The following is an 11829-nucleotide window of genomic DNA, read 5'->3' on the forward strand; positions in this document are numbered from 1 at the left end:
CCCACCAGACTCCCCGGCAGGAAAAAGACAAATGGAACAAGCGCATACCCAGCTGATTGCCCAACTGAACGAACGTATTTTAGCGGCGGATAACACGCCGCTTTATATTAAGTTTGCCGAAACGGTAAAAAATGCCGTGCGCAGCGGGGTGCTGGAGCATGGCAATATTTTGCCCGGTGAGCGTGATTTAAGTCAGTTAACCGGCGTTTCGCGCATTACGGTGCGCAAGGCGATGCAGGCGCTGGAAGAAGAGGGCGTGGTGACGCGTTCGCGTGGTTACGGTACGCAGATCAACAACATCTTCGAATACTCGTTGAAAGAAGCGCGAGGTTTTTCTCAGCAGGTGGTATTGCGCGGGAAAAAGCCCGATACGCTATGGGTTAACAAGCGTGTCGTGAAATGTCCCGAAGAAGTTGCGCAGCAGCTGGCGGTCGAAGCGGGAAGTGATGTCTTTTTGCTTAAGCGTATTCGCTATGTCGATGAAGAAGCGGTATCGATTGAGGAATCGTGGGTTCCGGCACATTTAATTCATGATGTTGATGCCATCGGGATTTCTCTTTATGACTACTTCCGCAGCCAGCACATTTACCCACAACGTACGCGTTCCCGCGTTAGCGCCCGGATGCCGGATGCCGAGTTTCAGTCACATATTCAGTTAGATAGCAAAATACCGGTGCTGGTGATCAAGCAAGTGGCGCTTGACCAACAGCAACGGCCTATTGAGTACAGCATCAGCCACTGTCGCAGCGATCTATACGTTTTCGTGTGCGAGGAGTAGTTCCTCGCGCGTTGGCGCACAATCACCGCCCCGATGCCCGACAACCAACGACGCCACTGCATTGCCCAGTAATACGGCATCCGCCAGTGGCAGACCAGAGGCCAGCCCGGCAAGTACGCCGCCGGCATGACTGTCGCCCGCCCCAATGGTGTCTACAACTTGCGTTGGAAATGCCGGAATGCAGCCAGAAGCGTCGTTGCTGAAATACCATGCGCCCTCTTTATCGAGACGAACGATCAACGGCGCGGCAAATTTCTCCTGCCATTGCTTGCCTAGTGTTGTTATCTCTGCGGATAAAGCAAAACGTTCGGCGGCAATCTCAGCCTCTTGACGATTGAGTGACACTAAAGGTCGACAGGCCATGATCCGCGCCAGTAATGCATCCGGGATATCGCCAATACGTGGGCCAAAATCGATAAATGGCGTCACGTCTTGCAGCTCTTCCAGCCATTCCACTAACAATTCGCCGCAGGGCGAGGCCAGTTGATAACCGGAAAAATAGAGCAGGCTGCCAGGCGCAACGGTTAATCGCGCCAGCCACTGGCGATTCCACTGATTTTCCACACCGCTGAATGACATAAAAGTGCGTTCGCCATCAGGCTCAACCAGCGCCAGACACCAGCCGTTATCACCTTCGGCGTTATCGATCAGGCTGATTAAGCCCTCTTTTGCCATCCGGTTGCGAATAATCTCCGCCCACACGCCCTGACCGAGCGGCAAGGCATTACCCGCTTCGATGCCGAGGCGCTTTAACGCCACGGCAATATTCAGTGCGCAGCCGCCAACGTTAACGCTCTGCTGTTTCAGTTCGATATCGCACCCACGCCAGGGGAGGGCATAAGCGTCGGCGATCACATCAATGACCGCCGCGCCGACGACCATCACCGGCTGACGCGTGGTTAATTCAGGCAGCAGCGTGTGTAATCGAGCGCCGCTCATATCGCCTCCCGTTGTTGGCGATACTTCGCCAGCGCCGTGGCATAGCGGTTGAAATCAAGCTGATTTACTGCATCCAGTTCCGCCTTTAACGCAGGATCGATAGCGTTAACGCCATGCAACGCGCCACAAATTGCCGTCGCCATAGCACCGATGGTGTCTGTGTCGCCGCCAAGGTTAGCGCACAGGACGGCGCAACGGTTCGGGTCGGTTTGTGCCAGTTCAACCAGCGCAATGGCGCACGGAACGGACTCAATAGTGCTGGTACCTGCGCCAACGACCTGGTAAAGCTGTTCGCTGGCGGATTCGGTGCCATCGGCATTGCGCACAATTTTCAGCGCAATCTCCAGACGTGCTGCCAGTGAGGCGCTGAAGGTAGTGATGCGTTTTTGTTGAGCATGTCGCGCAATTGAAGGCAGTGAATCAACAATCGCTGACCAGCTTTCTCCGTCAATGGCACGAGAAATCGCCCATGCGATGACTACCGCCCCCGCAACCGCCAGATCGGATTTATGTGTCGGGCTGGAGGCCAGCGCCACATCATCAATAAAAGAGTCAATATCGCGCGCCGGAAGCAAACAACCTAATGGCGAGACGCGCATCGCTGCGCCGTTGGTCACGCCGTTATTTTCCAGTTCAGCAACGGGTTTACCGTCGCGAATGGCGTTAAGCGCAATCTTCGAGGTCGGACCTAGTACGTTTTTGTTAAAGGCGTCGAAACGCAGCGCCCAGTCGAGAATATTACGCCCAATCAGATCCGGATCGATCTTGCCTTCACGTTCCAGTAACGCATCCGCCAGACACAGCGCCATCGAGGTATCGTCGGTGAATTCGGCGCGGTTAAAATAACAGGCTGCGTTATTCTCCTTTGGCCCAGGCAGAAAACGGTCAATCCAGCCAAAGTGTGCTTTGACGCGACTGCGCGGCCAAAGCTCGGAGGGCATCCCCATCGCATCCCCTAACGCCTGCCCATAAAGAGCACCGAGAATACGTTCTGTTTTCATTTAACTTCCCCTTGTGTCAACGCAATATCGCGATCATCGACCTTGATAGCCGTAATTTCGTTGTCGGATTCGCGGAAAAAAATCATGAACAGCACGGCGATAATGGCAATCATCACCGCGCCGAAAGTCCACATCCCGGCCCAGTTGAAAGTCAGTCCGTTTACCGGTTCCTGATAAGCGAACATCTTTTCCATCATCACACCGCCAAGACGATAGCCGAGCAAACTGCCGAAGCCCTGGCAGCAGAGCGTGATCAGCCCCTGCGCAGCGGTACGCATATGCACGGGGGCTTTTTTATCGACATAGATGTAAGCGGTAACGTAGTAAAAATCGTAACTTACGCCGTGCAGCAAAATGCCGAGGAACAGTAACGCGTAGGTGAAATATTCATCCGCACTACCGTAAATAAAGAAGCCATAGCGGATCGCAGCGGTGACCAGACCAAGCAACAATACCTTTTTGATACCAAAGCGTTTAGTGAAAAACGGCAATGCCAGCATAAAGAAGATTTCAGAGAACTGGCCGAGCGTCATCCAGCCAGTGGCGTTTTTCATGCCAACTTCGGTCAGATAACCGTTGGCAAAGATGTAATAGAACGCCAGTGGCATCGCAAACAGGAATGAACAGAAGAAAAAGACGAGGAAGTTCTTATCGCGCAGCAGGATCAGCGCATCCAGGCCGAGCATGACTTTAATATCCATTTTGCCGGTGCTTTTTGGTGGCGTGTCGGGCAGGAAAAACGCAAACACACCAAGCAGAGCAGAACTTCCGGCAGTAATCAGCAGCGGGATGTTCGTCGGTGAGATATCGGCATAACCCAGCATTTGCGGCAAGAATCCACATGCCAGACCAGAGGCAATCCAGCCGATAGTGCCCATCACACGAATGCGCGGGAAATCACGCTCCACATCCGGCACGTTGGCAAAAGCGATACTGTTAGTCAGCGCAATGGTCGGCATATAGGTTAGCGAGTAGGCCAGCAGTAACGGGAAGAAGCCGGCAAAAGTGGTCTGTTGCGCAGCGAAATACATCAGCACCGCACCAGCGAACATCAATACCGCCAGCACTTTCTGTGCCGAGAAAAAGCGGTCAGTGATGGAGCCAACCAGAATCGGCGACAGGATCGCCGCAATGGCGGTACAGGCATACGACCAGCCAATTTCTCCGGCACTAAAACCGCTTTTACTTAACCACAACCACAATGGCACAAACCACGCGCCCCAGATAAACCATTCAACAAACATCATGAACGACAGCTTTGCTGTTGTTTTCATCTTTTAATTCCTTCATGACAGGTAATGTAAGGTACGCGATGACAATACCACTTAATAATACCTTTTAAATACCTTTGCGGTGAAAACTTGACCGCTGTAACATTTTTTCTGATGAATCGAGCCAACAGAAAACGCTGAAAAAACATCCAAAAGATGGAAAAACTCGCCCGTAACGACCAGGATTATGATTGCCCGCAAAAGGCGGGCCAGGACAATCCATAGCCGATATCCAATCGGAATTTACGGGAGCATAGTAATGACAGATATTGCGCAGTTGCTTGGCAAAGACGCCGACAACCTTTTACAGCACCGTTGTATGACTATTCCTTCTGACCAGCTTTATCTCCCCGGACATGACTACGTAGACCGCGTGATGATTGACAATAATCGCCCGCCAGCGGTGTTACGTAATATGCAGACGTTGTACAACACCGGGCGTCTGGCTGGCACAGGATATCTTTCTATTCTGCCGGTTGACCAGGGCGTTGAGCACTCTGCCGGAGCTTCATTTGCCGCTAACCCGCTCTACTTTGACCCGAAAAACATTGTTGAACTGGCGATCGAAGCGGGCTGTAACTGCGTGGCGTCAACTTACGGCGTGCTGGCATCGGTATCGCGGCGTTACGCGCATCGCATTCCATTCCTCGTCAAACTTAATCACAACGAGACGCTAAGTTACCCGAATACCTACGATCAAACGCTGTATGCCAGCGTGGAGCAGGCGTTCAATATGGGCGCGGTGGCGGTTGGGGCGACTATCTATTTTGGCTCGGAAGAGTCACGTCGCCAGATTGAAGAAATTTCTGCGGCTTTTGAACGTGCGCACGAGCTGGGCATGGTGACAGTGCTGTGGGCCTATTTGCGTAACTCCGCCTTTAAGAAAGATGGCGTTGATTACCATGTTTCCGCCGACCTGACTGGTCAGGCGAACCATCTGGCGGCAACCATAGGTGCAGATATCGTCAAACAAAAAATGGCGGAAAATAACGGCGGCTATAAAGCGATTAATTACGGTTATACCGACGATCGCGTCTACAGCAAATTGACCAGCGAAAACCCGATTGATCTGGTGCGTTATCAGTTAGCTAACTGCTATATGGGCCGGGCTGGGTTGATAAACTCCGGCGGTGCTGCGGGCGGTGAAACTGACCTCAGCGATGCAGTGCGTACTGCGGTTATCAACAAACGCGCTGGCGGAATGGGGCTGATTCTTGGACGTAAGGCGTTCAAGAAATCGATGGCTGACGGCGTGAAACTGATTAACGCCGTGCAGGACGTTTATCTCGATAGCAAAATTACTATTGCCTGATACGCCTCATACGAACAGCACTACCCCGTAGGGCGGATAAGGCGTTTACGTTGCATCCGGCATAAAAACACGCGCACTTTGCTACGGCTTCCCTAACGGGAGGCCGTTTTTTTTGCCTGTAATTCTGATTAATTTTCACATTGTCGTTTTTGTGATCGTTATCTCGACATTTGAAAACAAATCATTTCATTGTATTTTGAAATCGAAAACAAACGACAGGATATGAAAATGTACGTGGTATCGACAAAGCAGATGCTGAACAACGCGCAGCGCGGCGGTTATGCGGTTCCGGCATTCAATATTCACAATCTCGAAACGATGCAAGTGGTGGTGGAAACTGCTGCCAGCATGCATGCGCCGGTCATCATCGCCGGAACGCCCGGCACATTTACTCATGCCGGTACAGAAAATCTGATGGCGCTGGTCAGCGCGATGGCGAAGCAATATCACCATCCACTGGCGATTCATCTCGACCATCACACGAAATTTGACGATATCGCTCAGAAGGTTCGTTCTGGCGTGCGCTCAGTCATGATTGACGCCTCGCATTTGCCTTTTGCGCAAAATATTTCACGGGTCAAAGAGGTGGTGGATTTTTGCCATCGCTTTGATGTCAGCGTCGAAGCGGAGCTGGGGCAACTTGGCGGCCAGGAAGATGATGTGCAAGTCAATGAAGCCGATGCGTTGTACACCAACCCCGTTCAGGCGCGTGAATTTGCCGAGGCAACCGGGATTGATTCCCTGGCGGTCGCCATCGGCACGGCTCACGGTATGTATGCCAGCGCACCGGCGCTTGATTTTTCTCGACTGGAGAACATTCGCCAGTGGGTGAACTTACCGCTGGTGCTGCATGGTGCGTCAGGATTATCGACTAAGGATATTCAGCAAACCATCAAACTGGGGATATGCAAAATCAACGTTGCAACGGAGCTGAAAAATGCCTTCTCGCAGGCGTTAAAAAATTACCTGACCGAGCACCCCGAAGCGACCGATCCCCGGGATTATTTGCAGTCGGCTAAATTCGCAATGCGCGATGTGGTGAGCAAAGTGATTGCCGATTGTGGCTGCGAGGGCAGGGCATAACGCACCTGCCATTTAACAAGGAAAAAATATGAAAACGTTAATTGCCCGGCATAAAGCTGGTGAACATATCGGCATATGTTCAGTCTGTTCTGCCCATCCGTTGGTTATCGAAGCGGCGCTGGCATTTGATCGCAACAGCACGCGCAAAGTGCTGATTGAAGCAACGTCAAACCAGGTCAATCAATTTGGCGGTTATACCGGAATGACACCGGCAGACTTTCGCGAATTTGTTTTTGCGATTGCCAATAAAGTTGGGTTTGCACGCGAACGCATTATTCTCGGCGGCGATCATCTGGGGCCAAACTGCTGGCAGCAAGAAAATGCGGATGCGGCGATGGAAAAATCCGTCGAGCTGGTAAAGGCATATGTTCGTGCCGGCTTCAGTAAAATTCATCTTGATGCGTCAATGTCCTGCGCGGGGGATCCTATACCGTTAGCCCCAGAAACGGTTGCTGAACGAGCTGCTGTGCTTTGTCTGGCGGCGGAAAGTGTGGCGACAGATTGCCAGCGTGAGCAACTGAGCTATGTCATTGGCACCGAAGTTCCGGTTCCGGGTGGTGAGGCCAGCGCCATTCAGTCAGTACACATCACCCAGGTTGAAGATGCCGCCAATACTTTACGCACGCATCAAAAGGCCTTTATTGCCCGTGGTCTGGCAGAGGCGTTAACACGCGTGATTGCCATCGTGGTGCAGCCTGGTGTGGAATTTGACCATAGCAATATTATTCATTATCAGGCGCAAGAAGCTCAGGCGCTGGCGCAATGGATAGAAAAAACCAAAATGGTTTATGAAGCGCATTCCACCGATTACCAGACTCAGGCGGCCTATCGGGAATTAGTCCGCGATCACTTTGCAATATTGAAAGTCGGTCCCGCATTAACCTTTGCTTTACGTGAGGCGGTATTTGCGCTGGCACAAATTGAGCAGGAACTTATCGCCCCCGAAAATCGCAGCGGTTGCCTGGCGGTAATTGAAGAAGTAATGCTCGACGAACCGCAGTACTGGAAGAAATATTATCGCACGGGTTTTCACGATTCATTACTGGATATTCGTTACAGCCTGTCGGATCGTATTCGTTATTACTGGCCGCATAGCCGGATTAAAAATAGCGTCGAAACGATGATGGTGAATCTGGAAGGCGTGGACATCCCACTGGGCATGATTAGTCAGTATCTTCCCAAACAATTTGAACGCATTCAGTCCGGGGAATTATCAGCAATACCGCATCAGTTGATTATGGATAAAATTTATGATGTTTTGCGCGCCTATCGCTACGGCTGTGCGGAATAAGGACGGTATATGACTAACCTGTTTGTTCGTAGCGGAATTTCTTTTGTCGATCGTAGCGAAGTTTTAGCCCATATCGGTAATGAGATGCTCGCGAAAGGTGTGGTTCATGATACCTGGCCACAGGCATTAATTGCCAGAGAAGCAGAATTCCCTACCGGGATAATGCTTGAGCAGCACGCCATTGCAATACCGCATTGTGAGGCGATTCATGCTAAGTCGTCAGCCATTTATCTGTTAAGGCCAACAAATAAAGTTCATTTTCAGCAAGCGGATGATGATAACGACGTGGCGGTATCGTTGGTTATTGCGTTGATTGTGGAAAATCCGCAGCAGCAATTGAAACTTTTACGCTGTTTATTTGGCAAGTTACAACAGCCCGATATCGTCGAGACACTAATTACTCTTCCTGAAACTCAGTTAAAGGAATACTTCACAAAGTATGTTTTAGATTCAGACGAATAAATCCCTCTGTAACAATAAAAAGGACTGTTTATGAAACGCAAGATTATTGTCGCTTGCGGAGGCGCGGTTGCGACCTCCACGATGGCGGCGGAAGAAATTAAAGAGTTGTGTCAGAGTCATAATATTCCTGTTGAATTAATCCAGTGTCGGGTTAATGAAATAGAAACCTATATGGATGGCGTGCATTTGATATGCACCACGGCCAGGGTGGATCGTAGTTTTGGCGATATTCCGTTAGTTCACGGCATGCCTTTTGTTTCTGGTGTCGGTATCGAAGCATTACAAAATAAAATTCTGACTATCTTACAGGGGTGACCTATGTTTTCAGAAGTCATGCGTTATATTCTCGACCTCGGCCCTACGGTGATGCTGCCGATTGTCATCATTATTTTTTCTAAAATATTAGGCATGAAGGCAGGCGATTGCTTTAAAGCGGGTCTGCATATCGGGATTGGCTTTGTTGGCATTGGCCTTGTGATTGGCTTAATGCTGGATTCCATTGGTCCGGCGGCGAAAGCGATGGCGGAAAATTTCGACCTGAATCTGCATGTGGTCGATGTCGGCTGGCCGGGCTCTTCACCCATGACCTGGGCGTCGCAAATTGCGCTGGTGGCGATTCCGATTGCGATTCTGGTTAACGTGGCGATGTTACTGACCCGTATGACGCGGGTGGTAAATGTTGATATCTGGAATATCTGGCATATGACCTTCACCGGCGCGTTGCTGCATCTGGCAACCGGTTCATGGATGATAGGGATGGCGGGTGTGGTAATTCACGCGGCGTTTGTTTATAAGCTCGGCGACTGGTTTGCCCGCGATACCCGAAATTTCTTTGAGCTGGAAGGCATTGCCATCCCGCACGGTACGTCGGCGTATATGGGGCCAATTGCGGTGCTGGTGGATGCTATCATCGAGAAAATCCCAGGCGTTAACCGAATTAAATTTAGTGCCGACGATATTCAGCGCAAATTTGGTCCGTTTGGCGAGCCTGTCACCGTGGGTTTTGTGATGGGGCTGATTATCGGCATCCTCGCGGGTTACGATGTCAAAGGTGTATTGCAGCTGGCGGTAAAAACGGCGGCGGTTATGCTGCTGATGCCACGGGTGATTAAACCCATCATGGATGGTTTAACGCCCATCGCTAAGCAGGCCCGTAGTCGTTTACAGGCGAAGTTCGGCGGTCAGGAGTTCCTGATTGGCCTGGATCCCGCATTACTGCTGGGGCATACGGCGGTGGTATCGGCAAGCCTGATTTTTATCCCGCTCACCATTTTAATTGCTGTTTGTGTGCCGGGTAATCAGGTGCTGCCGTTTGGCGACCTTGCCACCATCGGCTTCTTTGTGGCGATGGCGGTCGCGGTGCATCGTGGAAATCTGTTCCGCACCTTAATCTCGGGTGTCATCATTATGAGCATCACCCTGTGGATCGCGACGCAAACTATTGGTTTGCACACCCAACTGGCGGCTAATGCGGGCGCGTTAAAAGCCGGGGGTATGGTGGCTTCAATGGATCAGGGCGGTTCTCCCATTACCTGGTTACTGATTCAGGTTTTCTCCCCGCAAAATATTCCCGGTTTCATTATTATCGGCGCAATTTATCTGACCGGTATTTTCATGACCTGGCGTAGAGCGCGTGGTTTTATTAAACAAGAGAAAGCCGTTCTCGCAGAATAATTTTTACCTGAGGGGGAGGTTATCCCCCTTAACAATCAGGAGTTTTTATGAAATCAGTGGTGAATGATACTGATGGTATCGTGCGCGTAGCAGAAAGCGTCATTCCTGAAATTAAACATCAGGATGAGGTGCGGGTAAAAATTGCCAGCTCGGGCTTATGTGGTTCCGATTTACCCAGGATATTTAAAAATGGTGCACATTATTATCCAATAACGTTAGGCCATGAATTTAGCGGCTATATTGATGCGGTGGGATCCGGTATTGATGATTTACATCCCGGCGATGCGGTTGCCTGTGTGCCGTTATTACCCTGTTTTACTTGTCCAGAGTGTCTGAAAGGGTTTTATTCCCAGTGCGCAAAATATGATTTTATTGGCTCACGGCGTGATGGTGGATTTGCCGAATATATTGTCGTTAAGCGAAACAATGTCTTTGCACTACCTGCGGATATGCCTATTGAGGATGGCGCTTTTATTGAACCGATTACCGTTGGCCTGCATGCGTTCCATTTAGCGCAAGGATGTGAGAATAAAAACGTTATTATTATTGGTGCCGGAACCATTGGCCTGCTGGCAATTCAGTGCGCTGTCGCGCTGGGAGCAAAGAGTGTGACGGCTATCGACATTAGCTCAGAAAAACTGGCACTGGCAAAATCTTTCGGTGCGATGCAAACATTTAACAGCCGTGAAATGAGCGCGCCGCAAATACAGGGCGTTTTACGCGAGCTGCGCTTTAATCAGCTTATCCTCGAGACGGCTGGCGTCCCGCAAACCGTCGAACTGGCGGTAGAGATTGCCGGTCCTCATGCCCAACTGGCGCTGGTGGGCACGTTGCATCAGGATCTGCATTTAACATCGGCAACGTTTGGCAAAATATTGCGTAAAGAGCTGACGGTGATTGGCAGTTGGATGAACTACTCCAGCCCTTGGCCGGGGCAGGAGTGGGAAACGGCGAGCCGGTTGCTGACAGAACGTAAGTTAAGCCTGGAGCCATTAATCGCTCACCGTGGAAGCTTTGAAAGCTTCGCCCAGGCGGTGCGTGACATCGCTCGTAATGCTATGCCGGGCAAAGTGTTGCTCATTCCCTGAAACCGCGGGCCAGCGTGATGCTGGCCCGGTATTGTGCAAAACAGATCATTCACCAATGGTCCCCCTTCGTTTACACTAGCCACAATTGAATATGGGTAAATGACGATGAATTCATTCGAGCGAAGGAATAAGATCATCCAATTAGTGAATGAACAGGGAACCGTGCTTGTTCAGGATCTGGCGGGAGTATTTGCTGCCTCGGAAGCGACAATCCGTGCCGATTTGCGCTTTCTCGAACAAAAAGGCGTGGTTACGCGCTTTCATGGCGGTGCGGCGAAAATAATGTCCGGTAATAGTGAAACCGAGACCCAGGAAGTCGGGTTTAAAGAGCGATTTCAGCTCGCCAGCGCGCCAAAAAACAGAATAGCGCAGGCGGCAGTCAAAATGATCCACGAAGGGATGACCGTTATTCTCGACAGCGGAAGTACGACAATGCTTATCGCCGAAGGATTAATGACCGCCAAAAATATCACGGTGATTACCAACAGTCTCCCGGCAGCATTTGCCCTTTCCGAAAATAAAGACATTACTCTGGTCGTCTGCGGTGGCACGGTCCGCCATAAAACGCGCTCGATGCATGGCTCCATTGCTGAGCGTTCATTGCAGGATATTAATGCCGATTTAATGTTTGTCGGTGCTGATGGTATTGATGCGGTTAATGGTATTACGACCTTTAATGAAGGCTATTCGATTAGCGGGGCGATGGTCACAGCCGCAAATAAAGTGATTGCCGTTCTCGATTCATCGAAATTTAATCGTCGCGGTTTTAATCAGGTACTGCCAATCGAAAAAATTGACATTATTATTACCGATGATGCTGTGTCTGAGGTGGATAAACTGGCATTGCAGAAGACACGGGTAAAATTAATTACGGTGTAGTATTGTTCTGTATGCCGGATAAGGTGTTTACACCGCATCCGGCATTACGGA

Annotated in this window: 12 protein-coding genes; 9 read left to right on the plus strand and 3 right to left on the minus strand. The window is 50.6% G+C overall.

Annotated features, from left to right (window positions below; genetic code table 11):
• Nucleotides 1-31: 31 nt before the first annotated feature.
• Nucleotides 32-778, plus strand: coding sequence for a GntR family transcriptional regulator (locus ACJHWR_RS13070; protein WP_000434038.1), 747 nt, complete (start codon nucleotides 32-34; stop codon nucleotides 776-778).
• Here ACJHWR_RS13070 and ACJHWR_RS13075 read toward each other — a convergent pair.
• From ACJHWR_RS13075 to ACJHWR_RS13085, 3 genes are read right to left on the minus strand one after another with little or no spacing between them, the layout of a single operon-like run.
• A complete protein-coding gene (locus tag ACJHWR_RS13075) occupies nucleotides 752-1717 on the minus strand; it encodes a carbohydrate kinase family protein (protein WP_000011975.1) in 966 nt (321 codons plus the stop codon). The genes ACJHWR_RS13070 and ACJHWR_RS13075 overlap by 27 nt on opposite strands.
• Nucleotides 1714-2718, minus strand: coding sequence for an ADP-ribosylglycohydrolase family protein (locus ACJHWR_RS13080; protein WP_000846208.1), 1005 nt, complete (start codon nucleotides 2716-2718; stop codon nucleotides 1714-1716). Before ACJHWR_RS13080 ends, ACJHWR_RS13075 begins: the two co-directional genes overlap by 4 nt.
• Nucleotides 2715-3992: a nucleoside permease gene (locus tag ACJHWR_RS13085; protein ID WP_000858523.1), complete on the minus strand. Its 1278-nt coding sequence runs from the start codon at nucleotides 3990-3992 to the stop codon at nucleotides 2715-2717. The genes ACJHWR_RS13080 and ACJHWR_RS13085 overlap by 4 nt, the downstream gene beginning before the upstream one ends.
• A 256-nt stretch (nucleotides 3993-4248) precedes the next feature.
• Here ACJHWR_RS13085 and fbaB point away from each other — a divergent pair, with 256 nt between their 5' ends.
• From fbaB to ACJHWR_RS13125, 8 genes are all read left to right on the plus strand, one after another.
• Nucleotides 4249-5301: a class I fructose-bisphosphate aldolase gene (fbaB, locus tag ACJHWR_RS13090; RefSeq protein ID WP_000129551.1), complete on the plus strand. Its 1053-nt coding sequence runs from the start codon at nucleotides 4249-4251 to the stop codon at nucleotides 5299-5301.
• Nucleotides 5302-5529: 228 nt separating this feature from the next.
• The gene (gene gatY / locus ACJHWR_RS13095) at nucleotides 5530-6384 is read left to right on the plus strand and encodes a tagatose-bisphosphate aldolase subunit GatY (RefSeq protein ID WP_000289803.1); all 855 of its coding nucleotides are present in this window, start codon (nucleotides 5530-5532) and stop codon (nucleotides 6382-6384) included.
• A gap of 28 nt (nucleotides 6385-6412) precedes the next feature.
• Nucleotides 6413-7675 (plus strand): tagatose-bisphosphate aldolase subunit GatZ, encoded by a 1263-nt coding sequence (gene gatZ, locus ACJHWR_RS13100; RefSeq protein WP_000853855.1) that lies wholly within the window; start codon nucleotides 6413-6415, stop codon nucleotides 7673-7675.
• 9 nt (nucleotides 7676-7684) lie between these two features.
• Nucleotides 7685-8137, plus strand: a complete 453-nt coding sequence (gene gatA / locus ACJHWR_RS13105) for a PTS galactitol transporter subunit IIA (RefSeq protein ID WP_000182882.1) — start codon at nucleotides 7685-7687, stop codon at nucleotides 8135-8137.
• Nucleotides 8138-8167: 30 nt separating this feature from the next.
• Nucleotides 8168-8452, plus strand: a complete 285-nt coding sequence (gene gatB / locus ACJHWR_RS13110) for a PTS galactitol transporter subunit IIB (protein WP_000823288.1) — start codon at nucleotides 8168-8170, stop codon at nucleotides 8450-8452.
• Between the two features lie 3 nt (nucleotides 8453-8455).
• Nucleotides 8456-9811 carry a PTS galactitol transporter subunit IIC gene (locus ACJHWR_RS13115; protein ID WP_000490678.1) on the plus strand — a complete coding sequence of 452 codons (1356 nt, stop codon included), beginning with the start codon at nucleotides 8456-8458 and terminating at the stop codon, nucleotides 9809-9811.
• Between the two features lie 47 nt (nucleotides 9812-9858).
• The gene (gene gatD / locus ACJHWR_RS13120) at nucleotides 9859-10899 is read left to right on the plus strand and encodes a galactitol-1-phosphate 5-dehydrogenase (protein WP_000844196.1); all 1041 of its coding nucleotides are present in this window, start codon (nucleotides 9859-9861) and stop codon (nucleotides 10897-10899) included.
• Between the two features lie 105 nt (nucleotides 10900-11004).
• On the plus strand, nucleotides 11005-11778 hold the full coding sequence (locus ACJHWR_RS13125) for a DeoR/GlpR family DNA-binding transcription regulator (RefSeq protein ID WP_001295426.1): 774 nt from the start codon (nucleotides 11005-11007) through the stop codon (nucleotides 11776-11778).
• Nucleotides 11779-11829 lie beyond the last annotated feature (51 nt).

The organism is Escherichia sp. WS568 (assembly GCF_046486085.1).
In the GTDB taxonomy this organism is placed as follows: domain Bacteria; phylum Pseudomonadota; class Gammaproteobacteria; order Enterobacterales; family Enterobacteriaceae; genus Escherichia; species Escherichia coli.

Excerpts from the sequence above, each read along its gene's own strand:
- ACJHWR_RS13070 (WP_000434038.1), top strand. The coding sequence starts at position 32 with ATGGAACAAGCGCATACCCAGCTGATTGCCCAACTGAACGAACGTATT.
- ACJHWR_RS13075 (WP_000011975.1), bottom strand. The coding sequence starts at position 1,717 with ATGAGCGGCGCTCGATTACACACGCTGCTGCCTGAATTAACCACGCGT.
- ACJHWR_RS13080 (WP_000846208.1), bottom strand. The coding sequence starts at position 2,718 with ATGAAAACAGAACGTATTCTCGGTGCTCTTTATGGGCAGGCGTTAGGG.
- ACJHWR_RS13085 (WP_000858523.1), bottom strand. The coding sequence starts at position 3,992 with ATGAAAACAACAGCAAAGCTGTCGTTCATGATGTTTGTTGAATGGTTT.
- fbaB (WP_000129551.1), top strand. The coding sequence starts at position 4,249 with ATGACAGATATTGCGCAGTTGCTTGGCAAAGACGCCGACAACCTTTTA.
- gatY (WP_000289803.1), top strand. The coding sequence starts at position 5,530 with ATGTACGTGGTATCGACAAAGCAGATGCTGAACAACGCGCAGCGCGGC.
- gatZ (WP_000853855.1), top strand. The coding sequence starts at position 6,413 with ATGAAAACGTTAATTGCCCGGCATAAAGCTGGTGAACATATCGGCATA.
- gatA (WP_000182882.1), top strand. The coding sequence starts at position 7,685 with ATGACTAACCTGTTTGTTCGTAGCGGAATTTCTTTTGTCGATCGTAGC.
- gatB (WP_000823288.1), top strand. The coding sequence starts at position 8,168 with ATGAAACGCAAGATTATTGTCGCTTGCGGAGGCGCGGTTGCGACCTCC.
- ACJHWR_RS13115 (WP_000490678.1), top strand. The coding sequence starts at position 8,456 with ATGTTTTCAGAAGTCATGCGTTATATTCTCGACCTCGGCCCTACGGTG.
- gatD (WP_000844196.1), top strand. The coding sequence starts at position 9,859 with ATGAAATCAGTGGTGAATGATACTGATGGTATCGTGCGCGTAGCAGAA.
- ACJHWR_RS13125 (WP_001295426.1), top strand. The coding sequence starts at position 11,005 with ATGAATTCATTCGAGCGAAGGAATAAGATCATCCAATTAGTGAATGAA.